This is a genomic window from Aeromonas sp. Marseille-Q5825, assembly GCF_946892685.1.
Lineage (GTDB): Bacteria > Pseudomonadota > Gammaproteobacteria > Enterobacterales > Aeromonadaceae > Aeromonas > Aeromonas rivipollensis.
In genome coordinates this window covers 139,343-165,702 of the sequence record NZ_CAMPOU010000004.1, presented here as the reverse complement: position 1 = coordinate 165,702, position 26,360 = coordinate 139,343, and the positions used below count along the sequence as shown (strand labels likewise).

The window sequence follows — 26,360 nt, the reverse complement described above, 5'->3', positions numbered from 1 at the left end:
CCATAAAAAAACCGGAGCAGCTGCTCCGGTTTTTTGTGTCCGTGTGACGAGTTCGATTAGAACTTGTAGGTCACGGAGAAGTAGTGGCCGAAACCAGTGGTCTTCAGACCGTAGGAACCGTTCTGGATGCCATAGATGTCGTTGAAGTACTTCAGACCGTAACCGACGGCGTAGCGGTCGGAGTGCCAGTACAGGCCGTTGAACATGGCGGTACCGTCGGTGGAAGTGTCCTTGGCATCAAACAGGTGATCCAGGTAACCCTGATAGGCTACGAAGCTGCCGTTGGAGAAGGTGTAGAAAGGCTTGAACCAGTTCATGGAGAACTGATAGCCGTTCCAGCCCTGCTCGCCGCCGCCTTCGTTGACGTGACGGGCATACAGGTTCATGCCAACCTTGCCGAACCAGGGCACCTGTACGTCTGCACCCAGACCGGTCATGGCTTCAAACAGACCATCCGGACCACCCACGTTGATCAGGTTGGCGATGTAGACTTCCTGCACCGGGCCGAAGGAGAGATCTTTGCCGGTCATGGCATCAATGGAGATACGCGGTGCGAACTTGATGAACAGGTTGTCTTGGTTGTGCTTGTCGTCGTGACGGTTCTGGAAGATGTCGAAGACGTCGACGTAACCGTACAGATCGAAGATACCAGAGCGGCCACCAAACTCCATTTCGAAGTAGGTATCGTTGTAACCACCTTCAGATTCGCTGTAGGGCAGCTGATCGATGGTGTGCATCACGTTGAACTGGAACCACTTGTAGTCGTTCTTGTGGATGTCGCCGCTGTAATCGGCAGCAAGGGCCGGAGTGGCGGATGCAGCCAGCAGACCGGCAGCGATCAGAGTCTTGGTAAATTTGGCCATTTTATTGGTCTCTTGTGCGTTAGTTGAGGTTTTCCGTAGCCTGCCCACAAGGAGCGGAAGGGATTCTAGCCAAATAAATTCATCGGATAAACAAGAGCCAGGGAACTTTGTCCGGTTTTGTGAATCTAATCACCCCCAAAATGGCGCAAACGCTTGCTATTTGTCCGCTTGTGGTAACAAGGCATCGCCTCGTTTGGCAACCATGATGATCAGTATCATGACAGGGATGCCGAGCAGACTGGTGCCGACGAAGAAGCTGCTGTAGCCGATCTGCTCGACCACCTGACCGGAAAAACCCGCCAGCAGCTTGGGCATCAGCAACATGATGGAGCTGAACAGGGCGTACTGGGTCGCCGAGAAGGCGACGTTGGTCAGGCTCGACAGATAGGTCACGAAGGCCGCCGTCGCAATGCCGGCGCTGAGGTTGTCCAGGGAGATGATCAGGGTCAGCAGCTCCAGATCGTGACCCACTTCGTTGAGCAGGGCGAACAGCAGATTGGTGCTGGCGGTGAGCACGGCGCCGAGAAACAGGATGCGCAGGGTGCCGAAGCGCATCACCAATACGCCCCCCAGGGCCGCCCCCACCAGCGTCATGATGACGCCATACACCTTGGTGATGGTGGCCACCTCCGTCTTGCTGAACTGCAGGTCCACATAGAAGCTGTTGGACATCACCCCCATCACCACATCCGAGATGCGATAACAGGCGATGAGCCCGAGGATCAGCAGGGCCGAGCCGCCGTAACGGCGGAAGAAATCGGCAAAGGGGCACCAGATGGCTTCATAAGTCCAGGCGCCCAGCCCGGCCAGGGTCTTGGGCCAGCCCCGCTCGAGCAGCAGCGCCTTGCGCTCCATCTGTTGCTCGTTCTGGCGATGGAGGTCGATATCCGGCTCGTGGCTGAGCAGTGTGGTGATGACGCCGAGGGACATGAGTCCCGCCATCAGCAGGTAGGTGAGCTGCCAGCCGCGGTAGTCGTAGCTGTCGTTGCTGCCAAGCCAGGCCGCCAGCGCCAGCGCGCCCGCCCCTGCCATTATCATGGCGAGTCGGTAACCCGTCATGTAGGAGGCCGCCATGGCCGCCTGCAGGCGCTCAGGTGCCGACTCGATGCGGTAGGCATCGATGACGATATCCTGGGTCGCGGAGCAAAACGCCACCAGCAGGGCGAACAGGGCGAGCTGGGCGAGCTGGGTCTTGGGATCGCAATAGGCCATGCCCACCAGGGAGAGGGCGATCAGCACCTGGGAGAGCAGCATCCAGCTGCGTCGCCGTCCCAGCAGCCGGGAGAGCAGCGGCAGCGGCAGTCGATCCACCAGGGGGGACCACAGCCACTTGAAGCCATAGGCCAGCGCCACCCAGCTCATGTAGCCGATGTCGGTCAGGCTGACATCGGCTTCGCGCAGCCAGAACGAGAGGGTGCCGAAGACCAGCAGCAAGGGCAGGCCGGAGGAGAAGCCCATGGCAAACAGAGTGAGTACCCGCGCTTCCAGATAGACGGCGAGGGCGTCTCGCCAGCTTGTGGCGCGGTCCGGGGTTTGGCTGGGCGGGCGGAGATTGTTCAACTGCCTGACTCCTCAGAGAAAAGGGGGTCATTTTGTCAGGTTCGAGGGGGATAGCCAAGGCAAGCCGAACGGGGCGGCCCGGGATTCAGGGTCGTGAGCCGATGCAGTGACGCGGACAGGGCCCTTCGGCCACGAGGAAGCTGGCGCAGGCCATCAGTTGCTGACGCAGCCAGGTGTCTGTGATGAGCTGATGCTCGTCCCACAGGTGCAGGCTGTGGAGCAGGTGCCAGAACACCCCCTCCTGCTCGGTGGCGGGTACTTTGTCAATGGGGATGGCGGGCAGCGCCTGCCAGCGGGAGAGGAGTTGCCAGCTCAGATCCTCGAGCTGCCGATAGGGCATTTCTCGTGCCAGAAAGTGACGAACCGCCTGAGCCAGCTCAATGGCGTGTTGGGCAATGTAATCGTGACAAGTCACCGGAACCTCCTCTCTCTGCCTGGCCATGTCCCGCGCACATCGGACAAGGCCAGAGTATAGAAAGGGGCGCCGGTGACCCGGGCAACGCAGTGGTGGAATGTGATCCGTCCCGCGTTATTTGTCCGCCAGCAGCACCACTTTTTTCAGGATGATGGGGCTGGTCGGCACGTCATTGGCGCGCAGTATGGAGCTGTAGCCGGTCTGGACCTGCGCCAGCTTGTCCAGCACCTCCATGCCCTGCACCACCTGGCCGAACACCGTATAACCGGCGCCGGCATTGGCGTTGAGGTTGTCGTTGTCCACCAGGTTGAAGTAGAACTGGCGGGTGGCGCTGTCGACTGCCTGGGTGCGGGCCATGGCGATGCTGCCACGCTTGTTGGGCAGGCCGCCCCTGGACTCGTTGACCACGGGGTCGAAGGTCGGCAGCGGCTGGAATTGCTGATTGTAGCCCCCGCCCTGCACCACGAAGTTCTGGATCACCCGGTGGAACAGGCTGCCGTCATAGCTGCCATCCGCCACGTAGCGCAGGAAGTTCTTCACCGTCTGCGGCGCCTGCTTGGGGGCCAGCTCCACCACTATGTTGCCGTGGTTGGTCTCCATCTGGACTTTTTGTCCGGCGAACGCCAGGGGGGCGATCAGGGTGACCAGTAACCAGAGTTTCTTCATTTATATGCTCCTTGCTCAGCTAGGCTGGCCTTTGAGATAACCGCGCAGTGCCTCGTCGGCCATGATCTGTTGCAGTACGCTGCCCAGTTGCTGGTTCAAGGTGGACTCCAGATCGGCCATGGTCGGCTCACCCGGCTCTTCCTTGCTGGAAGACATGTTGAACTGCTTGGTCAGCTTGTTGCCCTGGAAGTCGGCGATCACCTGCAGGCTGACCTTGGACTTGGTGACATAGGTGAAGGTCTTCTCTTCGACCGTGACCGCGGCGGTGGAGATGGCCAGGGTCAGGTTGGTGGTGCCGCTGTTGCCCACTTCGAGGCCCTGGCTGCGCAACCCTTCCGCCAGTTTTTCCGCCAGCAGATTGTTGAGGGGCTGGCTGCTGTTGACCAGCACGGGAGCCTTCTCTTTCTTCTTGATGGAGAAGACATAGGCGGCCTCGCGCTTGTCCACTCCTTCCATGGTGATGCGGTTGCCAGAGTAGTACTGCTGGTTGGAGGGGATGACTTGCGGATTGAGCAACGCCGTCTCTGGCCAGTGGGTGGCACAACCACCCAGTATCAGGGCGGCCAGCAGCAAGAGTGACTTTTTCATCATGGGTTTCCTTTAGCTTTATCTTTAGCGTTTGATGGCTTTCAAAATAACGAATTTGCTGTTCGACGCAACGACTTGTGCGTTGGCAAACAAGCGCTTGAGTTTGTTGTGATAGTCCAGATGACGGTTGCCTACTATCCAGAGTTCACCCCCCTGAGGCAACACCCGGTGTGCGTCGGTGAACATCTGCCAGGCAATGTGATCGGTGATCGCCTGCAACTGATGGAAGGGAGGATTGCAGAGGATCCGATCCGCTGCCCCGACCGCCACGCCGTCGAGGCAGTTGTTGACCATGAAGTGGGCCCGCGGCAGAGCGTCCGGCAGGTTGTGCTCGACGTTGAGCCGCGCCGAGGCGACAGCCATATAGGATTCGTCGATGAAGGTCACCTCCACCTCGCTGTCTTTTGCCAGCAGCGAGAGACCCAGCACCCCGTTGCCGCAGCCAAGGTCTATCACCTTGCGGGCGCTGTGGATCGGCAAATTGTCCAGCATGAAGCGGGCGCCTATATCCAGGCTGGTGCGCGAGAAGACATTGGCATGGTTGTGGATGAGCATGTCGCTGCCCTCCAGTGGCCAGACGGTCGGGAAGGGGTTGGTCAGGGCAGGGCGATCGGCCTGCGGCTCGCAGTGAATGAGGCGCGCCTTCTTCCAGGCCAGCGAGGTGCGAGTCTCCCCCAGGTATTTCTCGAACAGCTTGAGGGTGGAGCTGTGAATGTCTTTGGCCTTGCCGGCGGCCAGTATGCGGGTGGCCGGGGTGACCACCGCACGCAGGGCCAGCAGTTGCTGCTCCAGCAGCGCCTGATATTTGGAGACCTTGATCACCACCAGCGCAGGGGCAGCAGGCAGCGGGGCCAGGGCATCCTGCAGGGTGATCCCGCTCGCCTCAAGCCCGTTCTCCGCCAGATTGGCCAGGGTGGCTTGCTCGCTGATATAGGAGTCGCTCACGCAGACCGGGCCATGGCCGTGCAGATAAGCGGCCAGGGCGCCGAAGCCGTCGTTCATGATGATGACGGGGCCATCCTGCTCGAGCGGATCCTCGGCCAGGGTGTTGATCAGGTACTCGTCCGCCGCATCCCAGGCCTGCAGGGGATCCTGGTTCTGCCGTGGGTAGCGATACAGGGTCAGACGACAATGGGCAGTGTCGAGCAGGGTTTGCATAAGAGAGAGTCCAACGTGTTGCTGATAGATGACGCCCGCCCGCACCGTGTTACCCGGCAGGCAGGGAAAGTGGCGCTATTCTAGCGGCGACGGAGAATTTCACCAGCCCGCAGCGAGGAGGTGCCGGCCTGCCTCTATTTAAAGCGGGCCTGATGCATCCGGCATGCAACCCTGGCTACAATGGCCGGATATCCAACGAGGGAGTCTTGCCCGTGAGCATGCAACAACAGATAGAGGCCAAACTGGCCGCCGCCTTGTCCCCCAGTCATCTGGAAGTGATCAACGAGAGCTACATGCACAGGGTGGAGCCGGGATCCGAGAGCCACTTCAAGGTCATAGTGGTGAGTCAGGCCTTCGAGGGGCAGCGCCTGCTGGGGCGCCATCGTCAGGTCAACGGCGTGTTGGCAGAGGAGCTGGCAGGGGCCATCCATGCGCTGGCGCTGCATACCTATACCGAGGCGGAGTGGCAGGCCCGGGAGCAGGCCCCCAAGACTCCGGGCTGTGTCAGCAAGTCCCCCTTTGCCTGAGCCATTGACCTTTTCATTACCCAATTGTCGATTAATTAACAAAATTATCACGACAGGGCCGGGGCGCTAGCCCCCGGCCCCGAGCGCATTGGATCGGGATAATGATTACTTTTTCTAATCAACCTTTGGGGCAAGTGAAATTACCTCCATATGGGTAGTAAAACAAAGAATCCTTTAAAACCACGGGTTGCAGGGATGGAAGGGAAATATTCATTGGAGGTTAATTTTGTGATAGGACGGGGATTTTCCCCATTTGGCGTGGCGACCGACTTGTCTAAGGTGGTAAACTCAGTCGCTTTTGAATGATCCTGTATGTTGCTGATTTGTTTGTTTTATCGACATTTTACCGCGATGTTGACGGGCTCATTCAACAACTCGTCGTGATGTATTTCTCGGCGCTAACCAACCTGTCTTCCCTTAACGGTAGTGCAAGTGAGTATGATTACAATTAAAAGAGGACTGGACATCCCCGTGCTGGGTGCTCCGGAGCAAGTAATCTACGATGGCCCGGCCATCACCCGTGTTGCTACACTCGGCGAAGAGTTCGTGGGGATGCGTCCTACTATGTTCGTCAAAGTAGGTGATCGCGTCATTAAAGGTCAGGAGCTCTTCGAAGATAAGAAGAATCCCGGCGTTAAATTCACGGCCCCTGCCACCGGTGTGGTTTCTGAGATCAACCGTGGTGCCAAGCGTGTTCTGCAATCCGTTGTCATCGACATCGATGGTTCTGACGAACAGGTGACCTTTGAACACTTTGCGTCTGCCGAGCTGGCACAGCTCGAGCGCAGCAAGGTGCAGGAGATCCTGGTCGCATCAGGCCAATGGACCGCATTGCGTACCCGTCCATTCAGCAAGGTGCCGGCAGTGGGCTCTGCCCCGCGTGCCATCTTCGTCACCGCCATGGACACCAACCCGCTGGCCGCCAACGCCGAGATCATCATCAAGGAACAGGCCCAGGCCTTCCTCGACGGTCTGGCCGTGCTGAGCCGCCTGACCGATGGCACAGTCCACGTCTGCAAGGGCGAAGCCAGCCTGCCGCACGCCTCCCTGGCCCAGGTCAAGGAAGCCGTGTTTGTCGGCCCGCACCCTGCCGGCCTGCCCGGTACCCACATCCACTTCCTGGACCCGGTCGGTGCCAAGAAAGTGCAGTGGCACATCAACTATCAGGATGTGATCGCCTACGGCAAGCTGTTCACCACGGGTCAGATCTTCACCGACAAGGTGATCGCCCTGGCCGGCCCGAACGTGATCAAGCCGCGCCTGCTGCGCACCCGTCTGGGCGCCTGCATCAGCCAGCTGACCAACAACGAGCTGCGTGCGGATGAAAACCGTGTCATCTCCGGTTCCCTGCTCAGCGGTGCCAAGGCCGAAGGGGTTCATGACTACCTGGGTCGCTACCACAATCAGGTGAGCGTACTGGGTGAAGGTCGTGAGAAAGAGTTCCTCGGCTGGGTCAAACCCAGTGCCGACAAGTTCTCCATCACCCGTACCACCCTCTCTCATCTGATGAAGGGCAAACTCATCAACTTCACTACCACCACCAACGGTAGTGATCGCTCCATGGTGCCTATCGGCAACTATGAGCGCGTGATGCCGCTCGACATCCTGCCGACCCTGCTGCTGCGGGATCTGGTCTCCGGCGACACCGACAGCGCACAAGCGCTCGGCTGCCTGGAGCTGGATGAGGAAGATCTGGCGCTCTGTACCTTCGTCTGCCCAGGCAAGACAGAGTACGGCCCAGTCTTGCGTGAGTGCCTGACCAAGATAGAACTGGAAGGTTAAGCGATGAGTTTCAAGCAACTTCTTGAAAATATGGAACATCACTTCGAGCCGGGTGGCAAGTACGCCAAGTACTATGCCCTGTTCGAGGCGGCGTATACCCTGTTTTATACCCCCGGGTCAGTGACCCGCAATGCCGCCCACGTCCGTGATGCGATCGATCTGAAGCGCATGATGATCATGGTGTGGCTGGCCGTGTTCCCGGCCATGTTCTGGGGCATGTACAACGTCGGCAACCAGTCCATCGCCGCCATCGCCCATCTGGGCAGCGCGGCCGGTGCCGATACCTGGCAATACACCATAGCGACCCTGCTGGGTGCCTCGCTGGATCCGGCCGTGGCCGGCATCGGCAGCAAGATGCTGATCGGTGCGGCCCACTTCCTGCCCATCTACCTGACCGTGTTCCTGGTCGGTGGCTTCTGGGAAGTGCTGTTCGCCATGGTGCGCAAGCACGAGATCAACGAAGGCTTCTTCGTGACCTCCATCCTGTTCGCCCTGATAGTGCCGCCCGAGCTGCCCCTGTGGCAAGCCGCGCTCGGCATCACCTTCGGCGTGGTGCTGGCCAAGGAAGTGTTCGGCGGTACCGGCAAGAACTTCCTGAACCCGGCCCTGGCGGGTCGTGCGTTCCTGTTCTTCGCCTACCCGGGCCAGATCTCCGGCGATGCCGTCTGGGTGGCCGTTGACGGCTATTCAGGCGCGACTGCCCTGAGCCAGTGGGCCCAGGGCGGCCAGATGGCGCTGATCAACGGTGCCACCGGCGAAGCCATCAGCTGGATGGATGCCTTCCTCGGCAACCTGCCGGGTTCCATCGGTGAAGTCTCCACCCTGATGATCCTCATCGGTGCGGCCATGATCGTCTACATGCGGATCGCCTCCTGGCGCATCATCGCCGGCGTCATGATCGGCATGGTGGCGACCTCCCTGCTGTTCAACGTCATAGGTTCAGATACCAACCCCATGTTCAGCATGCCGTGGCACTGGCATCTGGTGCTGGGCGGCTTCGCCTTTGGCATGGCCTTCATGGCGACCGATCCTGTCTCCGCCGCCTTTACCAACAAGGGCAAGTGGTGGTACGGCGCCCTCATCGGCGTCATGGTCGTGCTGATCCGTGTCGTGAACCCCGCGTTCCCGGAAGGCATGATGCTGGCCATTCTGTTTGCCAACCTGTTTGCCCCCTTGTTTGACCATTTCGTGGCGCAGGCGAACATCAAGCGGAGGATCGCACGTGGCGTTTAATAAAGACTCTACCATCGGCACTCTCGCCGTAGTGACCGGTCTGTGTCTGGTCTGCTCCATCGTGGTCTCCGTGGCCGCCGTGGGTCTGCGTCCGGCTCAGCTGGAAAACAAGGCGCTGGACAAGCAAAGCAACATACTGTCCGTTGCCGGTGTCGATGTCAGCTCTGTGGCCAAGCGTGACCTGGCCCAGCTGTATGGCGACAAGATTGAAGCGCGTCTGGTGGATCTGGCCACCGGTGAGTTCGTTGACGGCGATGCCGACAACTTCGACACCAAGCTGGCGGCCAAAGATCCGGCCAAGAGTGTTCGTCTGGCACCTGCCGACGACAAGGCCGGTCTGCGTCAGATCTCCAAGCTGATCCCGGTGTTCTTCGCGAAGGATGCAGAAGGCAAGGTCGACAACATCATTCTGCCGATCTACGGCCAGGGTCTGTGGTCCACCATGTATGCCTTCGTGGCGGTCGCGGCCGATGGTCAGACCATCAAGGGCATCACCTACTATGACCACGGTGAAACCCCGGGTCTGGGCGGCGAGATCGAGAACCCGGCCTGGCGCGAGCTGTTCGTCGGCAAGAAGCTGTTCGATCAGGACGGTCAGCCTGCGCTGCGGGTGATCAAGGGCCATGCTCCGGCTGGTTCCGAGCATGAAATCGACGGCCTGTCTGGCGCAACCCTGACCGGTAATGGCGTACAGCACACCTTCGACTTCTGGATGGGCCCCAAGGGCTTCGGTCCCTTCCTGGCCAAGGTACGTGCAGGAGAAATCAACAATGGCTGACAAGAGCGAAATGAAAAAATTGCTGTTGACGCCTGTGCTCGGCAACAACCCCATCGCACTGCAGGTGCTGGGTGTCTGTTCCGCGCTGGCCGTTACCAGCCAGATGAAGACGGCGTTCGTGATGACGCTGGCCGTTACCGCGGTCACCGCCTTCTCCAACCTGTTCATCTCCCTGATCCGCAACCAGATCCCGAACAGCGTGCGGATCATCGCCCAGATGGCGGTGATTGCCTCGCTGGTTATCGTGGTTGACCAGGTGCTCAAGGCCTATGCCTATGACATCTCCAAGCAGCTGTCGGTGTTCGTCGGCCTCATCATCACCAACTGTATCGTGATGGGTCGTGCCGAAGCCTATGCCATGAAGAGCGCCCCGCTGCCCTCCTTCCTGGACGGCATCGGCAACGGTCTGGGGTATGGTGCCGTGCTGCTGGCCGTGGCCACAGTGCGCGAGATCCTGGGGTCAGGCACCTGGTTCGGCATCGAGCTGCTGCCGCTGGTGAACAATGGTGGCTGGTATGTGCCTAACGGCCTGCTGCTGCTGCCGCCGAGTGCATTCTTCATCATTGGTCTGATCATCTGGGGCGTACGCACCAAGGATCCCAAGCAGGTGGAGGCAAAGGATTAAGGTATGGAACACTATCTGAGTCTGTTGATTCGTTCGATCTTCATCGAAAACCTGGCGCTATCCTTCTTCCTGGGGATGTGTACCTTCCTGGCGGTGTCCAAGAAGGTCAAGACAGCCATGGGCCTAGGGATTGCCGTTATCGTGGTTCAGACCGTTGCCGTTCCGGCCAACAACCTGATCTACAACTACGTGCTCAAAGACGGTGCCCTGGTCTCCGGCCTGGATCTCAGCTTCCTGAGCTTCATCACCTTCATCGGGGTGATTGCGGCCCTGGTGCAGATCCTTGAGATGGCGCTGGACAAGTACTTCCCGGCGCTCTACAACGCCCTGGGCATCTTCCTGCCGCTCATCACGGTGAACTGCGCCATCTTCGGTGGCGTCTCCTTCATGGTGCAGCGTGACTACAACTTCGTGGAGTCTGTGGTCTATGGCGTGGGGTCGGGTGCAGGCTGGATGCTGGCCATAGTCGCGATGGCAGGGATCCGCGAGAAGATGAAGTACTCCGATGTTCCGGAAGGCCTGCGTGGCCTCGGCATCACCTTCATCACCGCGGGTCTGATGGCGCTGGGCTTCATGTCCTTCTCTGGTATTTCCCTGTAATCGGAAAGGAAATATAGATGGAAATTATTCTGGGTGTGGTCATGTTCACCGTGATCCTGCTGGCCTTGGTGGCAGTCATTCTGTTCGCCAAGTCCAAGCTGGTGACCGCAGGTGACGTGACAATCAGCATCAACGGCGACCCGGCCAAGGCTGTGACCAGCCCGGCGGGTGGCAAGCTGCTAGGCGTGTTGGCCGGCAGCGGTATCTTCGTCTCCTCCGCCTGTGGCGGCGGTGGCTCCTGTGGTCAGTGCAAGGTGCGGGTGAAAGCCGGCGGCGGCGACATACTGCCGACCGAGCTGGATCACATCAGCAAGGGCGAAGCCCGTCATGGCGAGCGTCTGGCCTGTCAGGTCACCGTTCGTTCCGACATGGACATCGAGCTGCCGGAAGAGATCTTCGGCGTGAAGAAGTGGGACTGTACCGTCATCTCCAATGACAACAAGGCCACCTTCATCAAGGAACTCAAGCTGCAGATCCCCGATGGGGAGAGCGTGCCGTTCCGCGCCGGTGGTTATATCCAGATCGAAGCCCCTGCTCACCACGTGCAGTACAAGAACTTCGATATTCCCGAGGAGTATCGCGGGGACTGGGATCGCTTCAAGATCTTCGAGCTGGAGTCCAAGGTCGACGAGCCGATCATTCGTGCCTACTCCATGGCCAACTATCCGGAAGAGTTCGGCATCATCATGCTGAACGTGCGGATCGCGACTCCGCCGCCCAGCAACTGGACCGCGCCTCCCGGCCAGATGTCCTCCTACATCTTCAGCCTGAAAGCTGGGGACAAGGTGACCATCTCGGGTCCGTTCGGCGAGTTCTTCGCCAAGGACACCGACGCCGAAATGGTGTTCGTCGGTGGTGGTGCCGGCATGGCGCCGATGCGTTCCCACATCTTCGATCAGCTGCGTCGCCTGAAGACCAAGCGCAAGATGAGCTTCTGGTACGGTGCCCGTTCCAAGCGCGAGATGTTCTATGTCGAGGACTTCGACATGCTGGCCGCCGAGAACGACAACTTCCAGTGGCACGTCGCCCTGTCGGATCCGCAACCGGAAGACAACTGGGATGGCTACACCGGCTTCATCCACAACGTCTTGTTCGAGAACTACCTCAAGAACCACGAGGCACCGGAAGATTGCGAGTTCTACATGTGTGGACCTCCCGTGATGAACGCTGCCGTCATCAACATGCTGAAAAACCTCGGCGTTGAAGACGAGAACATCCTCCTGGATGACTTTGGTGGTTAATCCATGCACAGTGTTGTAAAGACCTGGCTAGCCTTAGGGCTAGCCTTTTTCTTGACTGGGTGCGGTCAGGAATCGGTCCAATCCAAGCCGGAGATCCACATCACCGGCAGCACCATGGGCACCTACTACTCCATCAAGGTGGCGGATGCCGCCGTCACGGATGCCGCCAAGCTTCAGGCCGAGGTGGATGTCCTGCTGGAGCGGGTCAACGATCAGATGTCCACCTACCGCCCGGATTCCGAGTTGTCGCGCTTCAACCAGCACAAGGGCAATACCCCGCTGGTTGTTTCCCGTGACACGGCCCGGGTGGTGACCGAGGCCATTCACATTGGCCGCGAGAGCCGCGGGGCGCTGGACGTCACCGTGGGCCCCCTGGTCAATCTGTGGGGCTTTGGACCGGATGCCAAACCGACCAAGGTGCCATCCGACGAGCTGATCACCCAGACCCGGCAGAAGACGGGCCTCGGCAATCTGCATGTGGTAACCTCGGTCGACGCCGACACCCTGCAAAAGGACATTCCGGATCTCTACGTGGATCTCTCCGCCATCGCCAAGGGCTTCGGGGTGGACAAGGTGGCCGAGTACCTGGAATCCCTGGGGGCGCGCAACTACCTGGTGGAGATCGGCGGCGAGCTGCGGATCAATGGCGTCAACGGCAAGGGTTACCCCTGGCGCGTCGCCATCGAGAAGCCGACCGCCAATGCCGGCTCGGTGCAGGAAGTGATAGTGCCAGGGGATAACGGCGTCGCCACCTCGGGGGACTATCGCAACTACTACGAGCTGGATGGCAAGCGCTTCTCCCACACCATAGATCCGCTGACGGGCAAGCCCATTACCCATCGCATGGTGTCGGTCACCGTGATCCACCCCTCCTGCATGACGGCAGACGGGCTGGCCACGGCGCTGACCGTCATGGGAACGCAGAAGAGTCTGGCCTATGCCAAGGAGCGGGGTCTGGCCATCTTCGTCATCACCAAGACGGACCAGGGTTTCGAGGAGGCTTACTCGGATGCCTTCAAGCCCTACCTGGCCAAGCAGCCCGGTTAACAGTGCAGGCGCCGCCATCACTCACCGGGGTGGCGGTGCCTGAGAATCTTGTCGCCGGATGCCGTTGAGCCGTATCTGGTTAAACAGTAAAGGGGTAATACCATGCAGATCTTTCTGATCACCTTCGGGGTGTTTCTGGTGGTGGTGGTGGCCATGGCCATCGGCTACATCTTCCAGAAGAAGACCATCTCCGGCTCCTGTGGCGGCCTTGGCACCATAGGGATCGAGAAGGAGTGTGACTGCCCGGAGCCCTGCGACAACCGCAAGAAGAAGATGGCCAAGGAAGAGGCCCGTCGCAAGATGCTGGTGGACAACCGCATCCTCTGAGGGCGAGCACCCGAGTGCGGGTGCATCGAATGCACGCGAGCCGACCCTGGGTCGGCTCGCGTTTTCATGGCACTCAGTAATCGTATTTGTGGCAGGATTTCTTGCTAAATTCCGCTTTCCTCTGCGCCAGCTCCTCCCGGGTGCCCAGCTCGTCCCCCTGCTTGATGGCCTTCTCCAGTATCTCTATGCGCTCAAACAGCCAGCTGCACTCGGCGGTCGGATGGTCCTTGGTCATGCCCGTCAGCGGCAACAGCAGCAGGCAGAGTCCCGGCCAGATTGCTCTCATCTCTCTCCTCCTTGAGTCTCATGTGGATGGTGCCTTGAGAGTCTATCCGCCCGTCTCCTCCCGTGCGCTGGCAGAAATGACAGGGCTGGGGTAGCATGGGGTCCTGACTGGTTATTCATACAGTAGTGTTGCCGCGTCGTCATGACAGCGGCGGGTGCACCCAACCACGCGGCAGGCGCCGACAGCTCAACAGACTCTGGCATGCGCAAGATCATTCACATCGACATGGACTGCTTCTTCGCCGCGGTGGAGATGCGGGACAACCCGGCCCTGCGGGAGGTGCCGCTGGCCATCGGCGGCTCGGCCGACAGGCGCGGCGTCATCTCCACCTGCAACTATGTGGCGCGCCGTTTCGGGGTGCGCTCCGCCATGCCGAGCGCCCTGGCCAGGAAGCTCTGCCCGCCGCTGGTGCTGCTGCCGGGGCGGATGGCCGTCTACAAGGAGACCTCCCGCCAGTTGCAGGCCATCTTCCTGCGCTACACCGACAGGGTGGAGCCGCTTTCACTCGATGAGGCCTACCTCGATGTCACGGACAGCCCCCACTGCGGCGGCAGCGCCACCCTGATGGCGGCCGAGATCCGCGCCGCCATCGCCCTCGAGCTGGGACTGACCGCCTCGGCCGGGGTGGCGCCGAACAAGTTTCTGGCCAAGCTCGCCTCCGAACAGCGCAAGCCGGACGGCCTCTTCGTGATAAGGCCCCGGGAGGTGGACGAGTTCGTGCGCCAGCTGCCGCTCGGCAAACTACCCGGCATAGGCCGCAAGACGGCCCAGCGGCTGGAGTCCCTCGGGCTCTACTCCTGCGAGGATGCGCGCCAGCTCGGCAACGAGGAGCTGGTGAGCCGCTTCGGCAAGCTGGGGGAGATGCTCGCCGGTCGCATCTGGGGGCACGATGAGCAGCCGGTGCAGGCCCAGCGGACCCGCAAGACCATAGGGGTGGAGACGACCCTGGCCAGCGACGTGCTGGATGAAGCCGCCTGCTGGGAGGTGCTCAGCCGGCTCATCCCCGAGCTGGAGCTGCGCTTTGCCAGGGCCTGCCCTGCGGAGGCGCTGATGGGGCAGGGGATCAAGCTGAAATTCGCCGATTTTCAGCAGACCACAGTCTATCGCAAGGGCAGTTATCAGGCCGCCCGCTTCCACGATCTGCTGCACGAGGGGTTGCTGCGGGCTCAAGGAAAACCCATTCGCCTGCTCGGTCTGGTGGTAGGACTGCCCGGGGCCGGGGAAATCAATCAACTGAGCCTGGATCTCAGCTGATTTAGTTAAGTTTTTGTGTCCAAAACCGATACAGTGTTCACATCTGTAGACGTTAGGAAATCGTGGCATGAGTTCTCTTTCTGTTCAGGGACGGATCACCCTGATTGCCGGTTGTTGCCTGTTGGCCAGTGCCGCCGCACTGGTCGCTTCTTCCCTCTTCAATGCGGCCCGTATGCAGGAGCAGGTGCTCACCTCCACCACCCTGGAGGGGCAGCACGCGGCAGAAAACTGGATGAAGGCCATGGGGTCCACCCAGGCGGCCAGAGTGACCAGCTACCTCGACGAGGCCTATTTCAGAGCCACTCTGCTGGCGGAGGGCATTTTGTTCCAGCGCAAGAACGCGGCCGACAACTTCGTTCACTCCGAGGCGCTGCGCAATGCCGTGAACCAGCAGTTGCAGGACGCGGCGGAGTCATCGGCCAATCTGCTCGGGGTCTATGCGGTATTCGAACCCAATCAGCTCGACGGCGAAGACGACAACTATCAGGGCTCGACCGCGCTCGGGGCCAACGACAAGGGGCGCTTCTCCAGCTACTGGGCCAGGGTCGACGGCAAGGTGACCCTGGAGGTGATGGACGAGGCGCTGCTGGCCAACGACAAGCCGTCCGAGCACGGTGGCCTGGAGAATGACTGGTACAGCTGCAGCATTCGCAGCCGTGCCCTCTGCTTGCTCGATCCCTATGTGGACGAGGTGGGCACCCGGCAGGTGCTGATGACCTCGGTAACGGCCCCCTTGCTGGATCAGGGGACCCTGCTCGGCATGGTCGGGGTCGACATCTCGCTGGCCACCTTGCAAAGCCTGGTGGAGGAGATGGACAAGACGCTCTATGACGGTCAGGGCAAGGTGCTGCTGCTCAGTCACGAGGGCCGGGTGGCCGGGGTCGAAGGGTTCAAGGTCGCTCTTGGGGATACCCTGGATCAGCAGGGGCTGTCGACGGATCTCAACGGCTGGCTCGCCAAGGGGGAGGTGGTCACGCGCTGGAGCCCGGATGGCGCCCTGCTGCAGACCTTCGTGCCGGTCAGCATGCGCGGGACGGATCGCCAGTGGGGCATCTACATCGAACTGCCCCGCGCCGTGGTGCTCGCCTCTGCCCTGCAACTGCAGGATGAGCTCGAGACCCAGTCCCAGCGCAGCGTCGCCACCCAGCTGCTGATCGGCGGGGCCATCTCGGCCCTGGCCCTGCTCTGCATCTGGCTGATGGCTCAGCGCATCGTCGCCCCCATTCGCACCGTGGTGGCCCGCCTCAAGGACATCGCCAGCGGCGAGGGGGATCTGACCCAGCGCATCGACCTGCACCGTGATGACGAGATCGGCGAGCTGGCGAAGTGGTTCAACAACTTCCTGGACAAGCTGCAATCCACCATCAGCCAGGTGATCGATACGGTCGCCGGTACCCGGGCCAGCGCGTCGCTGGCGGCGCAGGGGGCCGAGCGCACCAGCGCCGGCATGCAGTCCCAGTATCAGGAGGTGGATCTGGTGGCGACGGCGTTCGAGGAGCTGAGCGCCACCGCCCTGCAGGTCGCGGGCAATGCCAGCTCGGCGGTGAGCGCGGCCAACCAAGCGGACATGGCGGCGCAGGAGGGCAAGTCCGTGGTCGCCGATACCCAGCAGGCCATGTCCAGGCTGATGGCGGTGATCAGCGACGCCAAGCCGGTGGTGGAGCGGCTGGCCGCCAACAGCGACAACATCAACGACATCCTCATCGTGATCCAGGGGATAGCCGAGCAGACCAACCTGCTGGCGCTCAATGCCGCCATAGAGGCGGCGCGGGCCGGTGAACAGGGCCGCGGCTTCGCCGTGGTGGCCGACGAGGTGCGCAACCTGGCCGGTCGAACCCAGAATGCCATCGTCGAGATCCAGACGCTGATCACCGAGCTGCAGTCGGGCACAGAGGCCGTGGTCAAGGCGATCATGACGGGCCACAGCCAGGCGGATCTGACCCTTGGCAAGGTGGAGCTGTCGGTCAGCGTGCTTGAGCAGATCATCCATGCGGTGGCCACCATCCATCAGATGAACGAGCAGATTGCCCGTGCGGCGCAGGAGCAGAGCGGGGTGGCGGACGAGATCAACCGCAACGTCAGCAACATCCGCGACGTGAGCCACACCATCAGGGCCGAGGCGGCCACCTCGGCCGACAACGGACGCGAGTTGTCGCAACTGGCAGACAAGCAGCAGCAACTGGTGGGGCAGTTCAGGGTATAGAGATAAGAAAAAAGGCGCCATCCAACCGGAGGCGCCAAACACATTCAGATGACAGACTGGGTTAAATCGCATCGATTTAGCCCTTCTTCCCGCAGAGGAAGAAACACAACACCACAATCGCTGTCGGCCCACTCACAAAAACCACATGTAAACCAACATGGAAGAGAAGGTGTGAGCCATATGGCAACGGATTGCGTGGCGAATTATGTTTATTCACTGGTCGACCCGCAACCGACAATTTATAATGCGCCCCATTAGAAAAACTCATCGTCGGCTGGTGTCATGTCTCGTCGTTTACCCCCGCTCAATGCCCTGAAAGCATTCGAAGCAGCGGCTCGCCACTTAAGCTTTACCCGCGCAGCAGAAGAGTTGTTTGTGACTCAGGCCGCCATCAGCCACCAGATCAAGGCGCTGGAGGAGTACCTCGGCATCAAGCTGTTCCGTCGCAAGAACCGCTCCCTGCTGCTGACCGAGGAGGGGCAGAGCTACTTCCTCGACATCAAGGACATCTTCGCCTCCATCTCAGAGGCCACCGACAAGCTGCTGGCCCGCAGCGCCAAGGGGGCGCTCACCGTCTCCCTGCAGCCGAGTTTCGCCATCCAGTGGCTGGTGCCCAGGCTGGTGAAGTTCAGCGAGCGCCACCCCGACATCGATGTGCGGATCAAGGCGGTGGACATGGACGAGGGATCCCTGACCGACGACGTGGACGTGGCCATCTACTACGGCCGTGGCAACTGGCCAGGGCTGCGCTGTGACAAGCTGCACACCGAGTACCTGATCCCGGTCTGCTCCCCCCTGTTGCTGACCGGCCCCAAGCCCCTGCGCACCCCGGAGGATCTGACCAGGCACACCCTGCTGCACGACACCTCCCGGCGCGACTGGAAGGCCTGGTTCCGCCAGCTCGACATCGACGCACCGAACGTCAACCAGGGGCCCATCTTCAGCCACTCCACCATGGTGATCCAGGCGGCTATCCACGGTCAGGGGGTGGCGCTCGGTCACAGCGTGCTGGCCCAGCCCGAGATCGAGGCGGGTCGCCTCATCTGCCCGTTCGAGCAGGTGCTGGTGAGCAAGAACGCCTTCTACCTGGTGTGCCAGGAGCAGCAGTCCGATCAGGGCAAGATAGTGGCCTTCCGCGACTGGATGCTGGAGCTGGTGGAGCAGGAGGAGGCCCGTCGCCGGGCCCGTCTCGCCGATGGTTGAGGGGATGGATGTGACAAGAGAGGGGGCGAGCGACGCCCCCGTTCGCATTCTGCTGGCCCACGGCGCGGGCGCCGGCATGGATCATGGGTTTCTCGCCGAGCTGTCGCGGCTGCTGGCGGGGCCGGATATCGAGGTGGTGCGCTTCAACTTCCCCTACATGAGCAAGCGGGCCCAGGATGGCAAGCGCAGGCCGCCGGACAGGCAACCCGTGCTGCTCGCCCACTGGCGCGAGATGGTGCGCGCGTTTGCCCATCCCCGCTTGTTCCTGGCGGGCAAGTCCATGGGGGGGCGGATGGCGGCCGAGCTATATCATGACGGGGGCGACGAGATGAATGCTGCAGGATTGCTCATTCTCGGGTATCCTTTCCACCCCCCGGCCAGCCCCGACCGCTGGCGGGGTGACGTGCTCAAGCAGATCACGACGCCGACCCTGCTGCTGCAGGGGGAGCGCGACACCTTTGGCTCTCGCGCCGAGCTGGCCGATTTCCCCTTCTCCCCCGCCGTATCGGTCCACTGGCTGACCGATGGGGATCATGGCTTCAAGCCGAGGAAGGCCAGCGGCGTGAGCGAGCAGGAGAACCTGCGACAGGCTGCGGAGCGGATCAAGGGGTTTATCGCGGCGACCCCGTCCCGGTGTGCCTGAAGGGATGGCCGCGCGCAGAGAACGAGGAGAGAGGATGCAAGTCCATCGACATTGGCTGGTGCTGGCGGGTTGTTTCGGCCTGACGGCCACCATGCTGGGAGCCTATGGGGCTCACGGGTTGGCGGCGACAGGCATAGCCCCTTCACTGCTGGCGGCGTTCAACACAGCGGTGCAGTATCAGTTTTTTCACGCCCTGGCCCTGCTGGTGCTGGGGTGGTGCGGCGTGCGCAGCAAGGTGATTACCTTCGCGGGCACCGCCTTTGTGCTGGGGATCCTGGGATTCTCCGGCAGTATTTACGCCATGGTGCTGCTTGGCAGCAAGGGGCTGGGGCTCATCACTCCGGCCGGTGGCCTCTGTTTTATGTTGGGATGGGCGGCTCTGATATGGGCCGGCTGTCGTCTTGGAGGAAAAAATGAATAATCTGCTGCTTTATTGCCGCCCGGGTTTTGAGAAAGAGGCGGCGGCAGAGATCACCGAACGAGCCAGCAACATGCAGTGCTACGGCTTCGCCCGGGTCAAGGACGACAGCGGTTACGTGATTTTCGAACTGTATGACGAGGAGCAGGCGGATCTGCTGGCCCGCAAGCTGCCGTTCCGTGAGCTCATCTTCATCCGCCAGATGCTGGTGGTGACCCATGAGCTGAAGGATCTGGACCTCTCCGATCGGGTTTCCCCCATCATAGAGGCGACCCGTGACTATGCCATCTGTGGCGATCTGCGGGTGGAGACGGCCGACACCAACGAGGCGAAGGAGCTCTCTGCCTTCTGCCGTAAGTTCACGGTGCCGCTGCGTCAGGCGCTGCGCAGCAACGAGATCCTGACCAAGAAGGAGACGCCGCACCGTCCGGTGTTCCACGCCTTCTTCATGGCCAATGATCACCTGCTGCTGGGGTACTCCTACTCCTTCAACAACTCCGAATTCCACATGGGCATTCCGCGCCTGCGCTGCCCGCCGGACGCCCCGAGTCGCTCCAGCCTCAAGTTGGAAGAGGCCTTCTATGTGTTCGTGCCGCGGGAAGAGTGGGAACTGCGCCTCACCTCCGGCATGAAGGCCGTGGATCTGGGCGCCTGCCCGGGTGGCTGGACCTATCAGCTGGTGCGCCGTGGCATGATGGTGACAGCGGTGGACAACGGCTCCATGGCCCAGTCCCTGATGGATACCGGCCAGGTCAAGCACATTCGCGACGACGGCTTCGTCTGGCGGCCAGGCAAGAAGAACACCTACTGGCTGGTGTGCGACATGGTGGACAAGCCGGCGCGGGTGGTCCACATGATTGCCGACTGGTTCCGCGAGAACGACTGCCAGGAGGCCATGTTCAACCTCAAGCTGCCGATGAAGAAGCGTTATGCCGAGGCGGTGCACAACATAGAGGTGCTGCGGGAGATGCTCAAGGAGATCGACAATGCGTTCGTGATCCAGGCCAAGCAGCTCTACCACGATCGCGAAGAGATCACCGTGCACGTCTACAACAAGTTCTGGGTCTCCAAGCTCGAACCCAAGTCCTAAGCAGGGCACCCGCGTCACCTGGTGTGACGCCAAATAAAAACCGGACGGCTAGCCCCGTCCGGTTTTTTGCTTTCTGGCGCCATCAGAAGCGGTAGTCGAAGCGCATCATGGACTCGTCATCGGTGATCTTGAGCTCGATCTGGAGCGGAATTGTCTTGTCGGTGGGGTTGAACTGCATCTTGACGCCGTCCCCCCTGAGCTTGACCGAGGTATGGATGCCACCGGCGTTGAACTTGATCCTGGGTTTGTGCTTCTCGAAGGAGAGGCTCACGCTCTTCTCGGCCGTCAGGTTCAGTTTCTGGTAGGGGGTGACCCGCTGGGTGCCATTGCTGTCGGTCATGATGTCCACGCCGAGGGAGAGCGGCTTGGGGCTCTTGAGCAGGTCGTTGGTATCGATATTGGACTGCCAGGTCTGCTTGGCCGGCGGCTCGTACTGAGGGGGCGGTGTCAACCAGGCGTTGTCGATGGGCCTGTCTAATGCCATGGTACTGCTGCTGAAGATCAGCACGATGAAAGTAGCACGCATGATGGATCTCCTTATCCCTCATATGAACATAGTATTCATCTGACAAGGGAGATAGGGGGATCCGGTATAAAACGAAGGGAGCCGAAGCTCCCTTTTTAAATCAATCAGTTAGATATGATTTATAGACGGTCTATGATGGCCTGGGTGAATTCGCTGGTGGAGGCAGTGCCCCCCAGATCCCGGGTCACCCGATCGCCGGACTCGATGGTCGCCCGTACTGCCTCGCGGATGCGCTCGGCCTTGTCCTGCATGCCCAGGTACTCCAGCATCTGGATGGAGGCGAGGATCACCGAGGTCGGGTTGGCGATGTTCTTGCCAGCGATGTCCGGCGCCGAGCCGTGCACCGCTTCGAAGATGGCGGCGCCCTCACCTATGTTGGCACCTGGGGCCATGCCTAAGCCCCCCACCAGACCGGCGCAGAGATCCGAGAGGATGTCGCCGAACAGGTTGGTGGTAACCATGACATCGAACCGCTCCGGGTACATCACCAGATTCATGCAGGCGGCGTCGACTATCATCTCTTCGTTCTGGATATCCGGATAGCGGGCGGCCACCTCGCGCGCCACTTCCAGGAACAGGCCCGAGGTGGACTTGAGGATGTTGGCCTTGTGGATGATGGTGACCTTCTTGCGCCCTTCCTGGCGCGCCAGCTCGAAGGCGAAGGTGACGATGCGTTCAGCCCCGTCGCGGGTGATGATGCTCATCGCCTCGGCGCTCTGGTTGTCATCGCTGCGCTTCTGGCCGGCGCCCGAGTACATGCCCTCGGTGTTTTCACGCACAGTGATGATGTCGATGTTGTCGTAACGGCTCCTGGTGCCCTTGAAGGAGATCACCGGGCGCACGTTGGCGTAGAGGTTGAACTTCTTGCGCAGGGAGACGTTGATGGAGGTGAAGCCGCCACCGACCGGGGTGGTGAGGGGGCCCTTCAGGCTGACCTTGTTCTTCTCAATCAAATCGAGGGTGGACTGGGGCAGCAGCTCGCCGTGCTTCTCCAGCGCGACCAGACCGGCATCGGCATAATCATAGTCAAAATCACAGCCGGCGTGGGTCAGGATCTGAATGGCGGATTCGATGATGCTGGGGCCTATGCCGTCGCCCGGAATGACGGTAATTTTTCTTTTTGACATGAGACGTATCCACTTCTAGGGAACAGAGGGGGAGGATTCGGCGGTTTTATACCATTTTTGCACCACTTCCTCCATGTTTCTTTACATTTTTCCCATTTATGTCAACAGGTACGGCCTGTTTCGGGGAATAGTGTGCCGGGGATCACGCCCCCGAGTCGGGCTCGGGCGGGTAGCGTATCTCTCTCAGGTTGAAGCCCAAGGGGATGTCTTGCTGCAACCGCACCAGCCGCTGGGCCAGCAGGGCCTCATCCTTGTGCTGGCGCAGCTTGAGCAGAGGCTTGCCCGCGTCTTCCTGCTGGCAGGCATCCAGCATGGCGGCCAGATCGCCATATTGCAGCAGCAGCTGGGTCGCCGTCTTTGGCCCTATGCCCGGCACTCCCTTGATGTTGGAGCCGCCGATGCCGGTCAGGGCCCAGAAGTCCACCAGCTGCGCCGGGACGACGCCATATTGCTGCTGCACGAAGGCCTCATCCAGCCAGCGCTTGTTGAAGTAGTCGCGGACCCGGATCTGCGGGCAGATGAGCTGGCAGAAGCCCTTGTCGGTGGAGATGATGGTGGCCCTGGCGCCGTGCTGGGCAATTCCACTGGCTAACGTGGCGATAAGATCGTCCGCCTCGTCGGTCTGGGAGAGCAGGGCATCCACACCGCACTCCCAGAAGGCGTCCTGCAGGTCGGCCAGTCCCTCCCTCAGCTCCTGTGGCATGGGAGTGCGCCCCTCCTTGTAGGCCGGATAGATCTCCTTGCGCCAACTGTGCACCTCGCCGTCAAACACGGCGATGACGTGGGTCGGCTCGCTGCCGGCCAGCAGTTTCTTGCAGGTGTTGATGAGGTTGGCGCGGGTGGCGATCAGGGCCTGGGCCGGGGTCAGCGCCTGCTGGGCCTGCACCGCGTGCAGTCGGCGGATGAGGTTGAGGGCATCGATGATGAGCAGGTGTGGCCTGGGGTGTGGCATGGCAGGGAGCACTCTTGGCGGTCGGGACGGCCCATTGTAACAAGGGATGGGCGCCGTGCTAACCCCGGCCGACAGGGCCGGGAAGTGAAAGAGGGGCCTGGGGCCCCTCCTGTCATAACGGGCGCAGCGCCCTTATTTCACTATTTCGTAGCAGGGAATGTACTGGCTGCCAGGCAGCTTCATCCGCTGCTGCCTGACGAAGCTCTCCAGCAGCCTGTCCATCAGGTGCATCAGCTCCTTGTCGCCGTGCAGCTTGAAGGGGCCCTTCTTCTCGATGGCGCGAATGCCCCCTTCCTTGACGTTGCCGGCCACTATGCCGGAGAAGGCGCGCCTCAGGTTCGCCGCCAGCAGCTGAGGCGGCTGGTTGCGGTGCAGATCCAGGCTCGCCATGCTGGCGTGATCCGGCTCGAACGGCAGCTGGAACTCCGGCTCTATGCGCAAGGACCAGTTGAAGGAGTAGGCATCTCCTACCGATTTGCGGTATTCGCGGATCTTCGGCATCGCCTCCTTCATCACCCGCGCCACTTCCGGGGCATCCCCGACGATGATGCGGTAGAGGCTGGTGGCCGGCTCACCCAGGGTGGCCTTGACGAAGTCGTCGATGGCGCGGAAGTAGTCGGCGCTCTCCTTCGGACCGGTCAGTATGATGGGCATGGGCTGCCGCTCGTTGGCCGGGTGCATCATGATGCCGAGCAGATAGAGCAGCTCCTCGGCGGTACCGACCCCGCCCGGGAAGATGATGATGCCGTGGCCCAGGCGCACGAAGGCCTCCAGCCGCTTCTCGATGTCCGGCAGTATCACCAGCTCGTTGACTATGGGGTTGGGGGGCTCGGCGGCGATGATGGAGGGCTCGGTGAGGCCTATGTAGCGGCCGTTGCGCACCCGCTGCTTGGCGTGGCCGACGGCGGCCCCCTTCATGGGGCCTTCCATGGCACCCGGGCCGCAGCCGGTACAGATGTTGAGCTCCCGCAGGCCCAGCTCGCTGCCCACGGCACGGGTGTACTGGTACTCCACCTCGTTGATGGAGTGACCGCCCCAGCAGACCACCAGGTTGGGATCGGCGCCGGGCAGGATCGCCTTGGCGTTGCGCAGTATGGCGAACACCACGTTGGATATATGGGTGGAGCTGGTGAGGTTGACCAGGCGATTGGACTCCAGCTGGGTCGAGACATAGAGGATGTCGCGCAGCACGGAGAACAGGTGCTCCTGAATGCCGCGGATGATCTCGCCATCGACGAAGGCGTGCTCGGGGGCATTGAACAGCTCGAGTTTGACCCCGCGCTCGCGCCGGATCACATGAATATCGAAGGACTTGAAGCGCTCCAGTATCTCTTTGGAGCTGTCGGTGTGGCTGCCGGAGTTGAGCACCGCCAGCGAGCAGTTGCGAAACAGTTGATAGATATCGCTGGAGGCGGTCTGCTTGAGGCGATCCACCTCAAGTTGGGACAGCAGGTCCATGCTGCCCACGGGATTGATGTGTGTAATCATAATTTCCCCTTTCACTCGCTTGTTATCGTTGTGCTTTCCCTGGGGAGAAAACGGGATGCCATGGCATCCCTCGATTTCGATAGTAGAGGCAAGGAGTGGGGCAGGGGAATAGGGGGGCGGTGCGTTTGCCTGTTTTTTAGCCGCAGTTCAACCCGGGTTCAGGCCAGATTGACCTGATCCCGGCCCAGATTCTTGGAGCTGTAGAGCGCCTTGTCGGCGCGCTCGAATGCGTCCGTGGTGTGGTCCCCTTCGCGAAACAGGGTGGCGCCGATGGAGATGGTGATCTCGACCCTGGCGTCTCTGAACCGGAACGGAATGCTCTTGACCGTCTGGCGCAGGTTCTCCAGGGGTTTCTGGTACTTGTCCGGATTGATGTTCGGCAGCAGCACCACGAACTCCTCCCCACCGAAGCGGGCGATGAAATCTGTGTCACGCAGCGCGCTCTGCAGCGCCTTGGCGACCACTTTCAACGCCTTGTCACCCGCCATATGGCCGTAGTTGTCATTGATGTTCTTGAAGTGGTCTATGTCGATGATGGCCAGGCACAGCGGGGTGCCGTAGCGCAGCCAGCGCTTGTACTCGAGCTCGAGCCGCTCGTCGAGGGCCGCCCTGTTGTGCACCTGGGTCAGGCTGTCGAGGAACAGCTTGTGCTTCTGGATGGTGAGCCGCTTCTTGTACTCGGCCGTCTCCTCCTTCATCAGTCGCAGCTTGGCTTCCATGTTGGAGAGGTGGGTGAGCAGGTGACGCTCGCGGCTGGCCATGGCCTCCCGCTCCTGCTGCAGGCGGCGTATGGTGTCCAGATGGCTGGAGATGGCCCCCTTGAGGGACAGCGGGGAATTGTGGGTCGCCATGGTGTGATCGATGGCGGCGAGTTCCCGCTCCAGCGCCTGGCCGCTGAGGTGGGTGGCATTTTGCAGCGCCCGCCCCTCGTCCAGGGACTCGGTAAAGTTGAAATGTACCGCGGAGAGGCTCTCGTTGAGGGAGCTGAGGAAGGCCTGGGAGGATTTACGCTCCTCCCGGGTCCCCTCAATGATGAGCTCGATGATTTGCAGGCAGATCTCCGCCAGCAGGGGCGGGGTGATGCCCCCCAGCAGCTGGCGGCGGATGTCCGCCAGGCTCTCCCCCACGGCGCCGGCAAAGTCGAGCTCGGTGATTAGCCGCTGCAGCTCATCGGAGATCTGGGCGTGGGCCTTGATATCGAAGGAGTCGGTGGGCGCCGGGTTGGAGAGCTCGGTGGCCATCTCGGGGGCGAGCAGCGGCTGGCGTGGCAGCAGCTGGATCTTGATGGCCTGCTGGTAGAACTCCAGCAAGCGGATCACCTTCTTCTGGTGATCGCCTATGCCGTAGCCCTCGGGGCTCGCGAGAAACTCCTTGAGGGAGCGACGGGTATCTTCCGGAAAGCCCTTCAATGACTTGAGCTGCTTGCTGCCGAGATCGATGGCGGCCCGGGTCAGACTGATGGACTCCTCCATGGCGTGGCCATGTTGCTGCAACAGCTTCTCGATGACGGCGAGATCGGCATCGAGCGAGGAGAGGGGAGGATTGCCATCGAGCTTCTGCTTGAGCTTGGCGAGCCGGCTGTCCAGTTCACGATCGTGACCACGGCAGGCCTGCATCAGCTTGCCGATAAACTGGATGCTGCGGGTGCGTTCGGCATCGGAGAACGTGGCCATGCCATCGAGCTCCTGCTGTTTTTGCTGAAGGGATTCCCTGAGTCTTGCCAGTTGTCCTGTTACGGCAGCGATATCATTCATTGTGCA

27 protein-coding genes are annotated in these 26,360 nt (G+C 61.0%); 15 read left to right on the top strand and 12 right to left on the bottom strand.

The annotated features are described in order from the left end of the window. Positions 1 to 56: 56 nt before the first annotated feature. The 6 genes from OC537_RS11335 to OC537_RS11310 form a co-directional block, all read right to left on the bottom strand. Entirely contained in the window at positions 57 to 863 is an 807-nt protein-coding gene (locus OC537_RS11335; protein WP_025327958.1) for an outer membrane protein OmpK, read from the bottom strand. Positions 864 to 1,019: 156 nt separating this feature from the next. Then, positions 1,020 to 2,423, bottom strand: coding sequence for an AmpG family muropeptide MFS transporter (locus OC537_RS11330; RefSeq protein WP_111909906.1), 1,404 nt, complete (start codon positions 2,421 to 2,423; stop codon positions 1,020 to 1,022). 85 nt (positions 2,424 to 2,508) lie between these two features. Continuing rightward, a complete protein-coding gene (locus OC537_RS11325; RefSeq protein WP_106886049.1) occupies positions 2,509 to 2,838 on the bottom strand; it encodes a hypothetical protein in 330 nt (109 codons plus the stop codon). A gap of 114 nt (positions 2,839 to 2,952) precedes the next feature. Further along, positions 2,953 to 3,504, bottom strand: coding sequence for a peptidylprolyl isomerase (locus tag OC537_RS11320; protein WP_262111320.1), 552 nt, complete (start codon positions 3,502 to 3,504; stop codon positions 2,953 to 2,955). Between the two features lie 15 nt (positions 3,505 to 3,519). After that, positions 3,520 to 4,092, bottom strand: a complete 573-nt coding sequence (locus OC537_RS11315) for a YajG family lipoprotein (RefSeq protein WP_106886051.1) — start codon at positions 4,090 to 4,092, stop codon at positions 3,520 to 3,522. Positions 4,093 to 4,116: 24 nt separating this feature from the next. Next, a complete protein-coding gene (locus OC537_RS11310) occupies positions 4,117 to 5,250 on the bottom strand; it encodes a methyltransferase (RefSeq protein ID WP_262111313.1) in 1,134 nt (377 codons plus the stop codon). A 218-nt stretch (positions 5,251 to 5,468) separates the two neighbouring features. On the opposite strand from OC537_RS11310, the gene OC537_RS11305 reads away from it, so the two are divergent. From OC537_RS11305 to nqrM, 9 genes are all read left to right on the top strand, one after another. Then, positions 5,469 to 5,777 carry a BolA family protein gene (locus OC537_RS11305; protein WP_041204526.1) on the top strand — a complete coding sequence of 103 codons (309 nt, stop codon included), beginning with the start codon at positions 5,469 to 5,471 and terminating at the stop codon, positions 5,775 to 5,777. A gap of 438 nt (positions 5,778 to 6,215) precedes the next feature. Next, positions 6,216 to 7,559 carry a Na(+)-translocating NADH-quinone reductase subunit A gene (locus OC537_RS11300; RefSeq protein ID WP_262111312.1) on the top strand — a complete coding sequence of 448 codons (1,344 nt, stop codon included), beginning with the start codon at positions 6,216 to 6,218 and terminating at the stop codon, positions 7,557 to 7,559. 3 nt (positions 7,560 to 7,562) lie between these two features. Next, positions 7,563 to 8,792: an NADH:ubiquinone reductase (Na(+)-transporting) subunit B gene (locus tag OC537_RS11295; protein ID WP_042649549.1), complete on the top strand. Its 1,230-nt coding sequence runs from the start codon at positions 7,563 to 7,565 to the stop codon at positions 8,790 to 8,792. After that, positions 8,782 to 9,570 carry a Na(+)-translocating NADH-quinone reductase subunit C gene (locus tag OC537_RS11290; protein WP_106886054.1) on the top strand — a complete coding sequence of 263 codons (789 nt, stop codon included), beginning with the start codon at positions 8,782 to 8,784 and terminating at the stop codon, positions 9,568 to 9,570. Before OC537_RS11295 ends, OC537_RS11290 begins: the two co-directional genes overlap by 11 nt. After that, a complete protein-coding gene (locus OC537_RS11285) occupies positions 9,563 to 10,195 on the top strand; it encodes an NADH:ubiquinone reductase (Na(+)-transporting) subunit D (protein WP_042654098.1) in 633 nt (210 codons plus the stop codon). Before OC537_RS11290 ends, OC537_RS11285 begins: the two co-directional genes overlap by 8 nt. 3 nt (positions 10,196 to 10,198) lie before the next feature. Further along, positions 10,199 to 10,795 (top strand): NADH:ubiquinone reductase (Na(+)-transporting) subunit E, encoded by a 597-nt coding sequence (gene nqrE, locus OC537_RS11280; RefSeq protein WP_005330713.1) that lies wholly within the window; start codon positions 10,199 to 10,201, stop codon positions 10,793 to 10,795. A 17-nt stretch (positions 10,796 to 10,812) separates the two neighbouring features. Further along, positions 10,813 to 12,036, top strand: a complete 1,224-nt coding sequence (gene nqrF, locus OC537_RS11275; protein ID WP_103244418.1) for an NADH:ubiquinone reductase (Na(+)-transporting) subunit F — start codon at positions 10,813 to 10,815, stop codon at positions 12,034 to 12,036. A 3-nt stretch (positions 12,037 to 12,039) separates the two neighbouring features. After that, positions 12,040 to 13,083 carry an FAD:protein FMN transferase gene (locus tag OC537_RS11270; protein WP_262111303.1) on the top strand — a complete coding sequence of 348 codons (1,044 nt, stop codon included), beginning with the start codon at positions 12,040 to 12,042 and terminating at the stop codon, positions 13,081 to 13,083. A gap of 102 nt (positions 13,084 to 13,185) precedes the next feature. Beyond that, entirely contained in the window at positions 13,186 to 13,410 is a 225-nt protein-coding gene (gene nqrM, locus OC537_RS11265; protein WP_005330718.1) for a (Na+)-NQR maturation NqrM, read from the top strand. 73 nt (positions 13,411 to 13,483) lie between these two features. Here the strand turns inward: nqrM and OC537_RS11260 are convergent, their stop codons facing one another. Continuing rightward, on the bottom strand, positions 13,484 to 13,696 hold the full coding sequence (locus OC537_RS11260) for a hypothetical protein (RefSeq protein WP_005330720.1): 213 nt from the start codon (positions 13,694 to 13,696) through the stop codon (positions 13,484 to 13,486). A gap of 201 nt (positions 13,697 to 13,897) precedes the next feature. Between OC537_RS11260 and dinB the strand changes: the two genes are divergently transcribed. From dinB to rlmM, 6 genes are all read left to right on the top strand, one after another. Next, complete coding sequence (gene dinB / locus OC537_RS11255; protein ID WP_106886056.1) at positions 13,898 to 14,950, top strand: DNA polymerase IV; 1,053 nt, start codon at positions 13,898 to 13,900, stop codon at positions 14,948 to 14,950. A gap of 67 nt (positions 14,951 to 15,017) precedes the next feature. Then, a complete protein-coding gene (locus tag OC537_RS11250; protein ID WP_262111296.1) occupies positions 15,018 to 17,153 on the top strand; it encodes a methyl-accepting chemotaxis protein in 2,136 nt (711 codons plus the stop codon). A gap of 282 nt (positions 17,154 to 17,435) precedes the next feature. Then, the gene (locus OC537_RS11245) at positions 17,436 to 18,356 is read left to right on the top strand and encodes a transcriptional regulator GcvA (RefSeq protein WP_262111294.1); all 921 of its coding nucleotides are present in this window, start codon (positions 17,436 to 17,438) and stop codon (positions 18,354 to 18,356) included. A 4-nt stretch (positions 18,357 to 18,360) separates the two neighbouring features. Then, a complete protein-coding gene (locus tag OC537_RS11240; protein ID WP_262111291.1) occupies positions 18,361 to 18,999 on the top strand; it encodes an alpha/beta family hydrolase in 639 nt (212 codons plus the stop codon). Positions 19,000 to 19,033: 34 nt separating this feature from the next. After that, complete coding sequence (locus OC537_RS11235) at positions 19,034 to 19,420, top strand: DUF423 domain-containing protein (protein ID WP_043130931.1); 387 nt, start codon at positions 19,034 to 19,036, stop codon at positions 19,418 to 19,420. After that, positions 19,413 to 20,507, top strand: a complete 1,095-nt coding sequence (gene rlmM / locus OC537_RS11230) for a 23S rRNA (cytidine(2498)-2'-O)-methyltransferase RlmM (protein WP_041206267.1) — start codon at positions 19,413 to 19,415, stop codon at positions 20,505 to 20,507. Before OC537_RS11235 ends, rlmM begins: the two co-directional genes overlap by 8 nt. Before the next feature lie 82 nt (positions 20,508 to 20,589). On the opposite strand, the gene OC537_RS11225 is transcribed toward rlmM, so the two are convergent. The 5 genes from OC537_RS11225 to OC537_RS11205 all read right to left on the bottom strand — a co-directional run bounded on the left by OC537_RS11225 (position 20,590) and on the right by OC537_RS11205 (position 26,354). Next, positions 20,590 to 21,033 (bottom strand): hypothetical protein, encoded by a 444-nt coding sequence (locus OC537_RS11225; RefSeq protein ID WP_005330733.1) that lies wholly within the window; start codon positions 21,031 to 21,033, stop codon positions 20,590 to 20,592. 119 nt (positions 21,034 to 21,152) lie between these two features. Further along, positions 21,153 to 22,160, bottom strand: a complete 1,008-nt coding sequence (locus OC537_RS11220) for an isocitrate dehydrogenase (protein ID WP_025327939.1) — start codon at positions 22,158 to 22,160, stop codon at positions 21,153 to 21,155. Positions 22,161 to 22,302: 142 nt separating this feature from the next. Further along, on the bottom strand, positions 22,303 to 23,112 hold the full coding sequence (gene xni / locus OC537_RS11215; protein WP_262111284.1) for a flap endonuclease Xni: 810 nt from the start codon (positions 23,110 to 23,112) through the stop codon (positions 22,303 to 22,305). 132 nt (positions 23,113 to 23,244) lie between these two features. Further along, a complete protein-coding gene (gene ppnN / locus OC537_RS11210; protein WP_106886059.1) occupies positions 23,245 to 24,600 on the bottom strand; it encodes a nucleotide 5'-monophosphate nucleosidase PpnN in 1,356 nt (451 codons plus the stop codon). 158 nt (positions 24,601 to 24,758) lie between these two features. After that, positions 24,759 to 26,354 (bottom strand): sensor domain-containing diguanylate cyclase, encoded by a 1,596-nt coding sequence (locus OC537_RS11205; protein WP_262111281.1) that lies wholly within the window; start codon positions 26,352 to 26,354, stop codon positions 24,759 to 24,761. Positions 26,355 to 26,360: the final 6 nt, after the last annotated feature.

What these genes read in the sequence shown, in the direction of transcription:
- OC537_RS11335 (WP_025327958.1), bottom strand. Translation starts at nt 863, where the DNA reads ATGGCCAAATTTACCAAGACTCTGATCGCTGCCGGTCTGCTGGCTGCA.
- OC537_RS11320 (WP_262111320.1), bottom strand. Translation starts at nt 3,504, where the DNA reads ATGAAGAAACTCTGGTTACTGGTCACCCTGATCGCCCCCCTGGCGTTC.
- OC537_RS11315 (WP_106886051.1), bottom strand. Translation starts at nt 4,092, where the DNA reads ATGAAAAAGTCACTCTTGCTGCTGGCCGCCCTGATACTGGGTGGTTGT.
- OC537_RS11310 (WP_262111313.1), bottom strand. Translation starts at nt 5,250, where the DNA reads ATGCAAACCCTGCTCGACACTGCCCATTGTCGTCTGACCCTGTATCGC.
- OC537_RS11305 (WP_041204526.1), top strand. Translation starts at nt 5,469, where the DNA reads ATGCAACAACAGATAGAGGCCAAACTGGCCGCCGCCTTGTCCCCCAGT.
- OC537_RS11300 (WP_262111312.1), top strand. Translation starts at nt 6,216, where the DNA reads ATGATTACAATTAAAAGAGGACTGGACATCCCCGTGCTGGGTGCTCCG.
- OC537_RS11295 (WP_042649549.1), top strand. Translation starts at nt 7,563, where the DNA reads ATGAGTTTCAAGCAACTTCTTGAAAATATGGAACATCACTTCGAGCCG.
- OC537_RS11285 (WP_042654098.1), top strand. Translation starts at nt 9,563, where the DNA reads ATGGCTGACAAGAGCGAAATGAAAAAATTGCTGTTGACGCCTGTGCTC.
- nqrE (WP_005330713.1), top strand. Translation starts at nt 10,199, where the DNA reads ATGGAACACTATCTGAGTCTGTTGATTCGTTCGATCTTCATCGAAAAC.
- nqrF (WP_103244418.1), top strand. Translation starts at nt 10,813, where the DNA reads ATGGAAATTATTCTGGGTGTGGTCATGTTCACCGTGATCCTGCTGGCC.
- OC537_RS11270 (WP_262111303.1), top strand. Translation starts at nt 12,040, where the DNA reads ATGCACAGTGTTGTAAAGACCTGGCTAGCCTTAGGGCTAGCCTTTTTC.
- nqrM (WP_005330718.1), top strand. Translation starts at nt 13,186, where the DNA reads ATGCAGATCTTTCTGATCACCTTCGGGGTGTTTCTGGTGGTGGTGGTG.
- OC537_RS11260 (WP_005330720.1), bottom strand. Translation starts at nt 13,696, where the DNA reads ATGAGAGCAATCTGGCCGGGACTCTGCCTGCTGCTGTTGCCGCTGACG.
- dinB (WP_106886056.1), top strand. Translation starts at nt 13,898, where the DNA reads ATGCGCAAGATCATTCACATCGACATGGACTGCTTCTTCGCCGCGGTG.
- OC537_RS11250 (WP_262111296.1), top strand. Translation starts at nt 15,018, where the DNA reads ATGAGTTCTCTTTCTGTTCAGGGACGGATCACCCTGATTGCCGGTTGT.
- OC537_RS11245 (WP_262111294.1), top strand. Translation starts at nt 17,436, where the DNA reads ATGTCTCGTCGTTTACCCCCGCTCAATGCCCTGAAAGCATTCGAAGCA.
- OC537_RS11240 (WP_262111291.1), top strand. Translation starts at nt 18,361, where the DNA reads ATGGATGTGACAAGAGAGGGGGCGAGCGACGCCCCCGTTCGCATTCTG.
- OC537_RS11235 (WP_043130931.1), top strand. Translation starts at nt 19,034, where the DNA reads ATGCAAGTCCATCGACATTGGCTGGTGCTGGCGGGTTGTTTCGGCCTG.
- rlmM (WP_041206267.1), top strand. Translation starts at nt 19,413, where the DNA reads ATGAATAATCTGCTGCTTTATTGCCGCCCGGGTTTTGAGAAAGAGGCG.
- OC537_RS11225 (WP_005330733.1), bottom strand. Translation starts at nt 21,033, where the DNA reads ATGCGTGCTACTTTCATCGTGCTGATCTTCAGCAGCAGTACCATGGCA.
- OC537_RS11220 (WP_025327939.1), bottom strand. Translation starts at nt 22,160, where the DNA reads ATGTCAAAAAGAAAAATTACCGTCATTCCGGGCGACGGCATAGGCCCC.
- xni (WP_262111284.1), bottom strand. Translation starts at nt 23,112, where the DNA reads ATGCCACACCCCAGGCCACACCTGCTCATCATCGATGCCCTCAACCTC.
- ppnN (WP_106886059.1), bottom strand. Translation starts at nt 24,600, where the DNA reads ATGATTACACACATCAATCCCGTGGGCAGCATGGACCTGCTGTCCCAA.
- OC537_RS11205 (WP_262111281.1), bottom strand. Translation starts at nt 26,354, where the DNA reads ATGAATGATATCGCTGCCGTAACAGGACAACTGGCAAGACTCAGGGAA.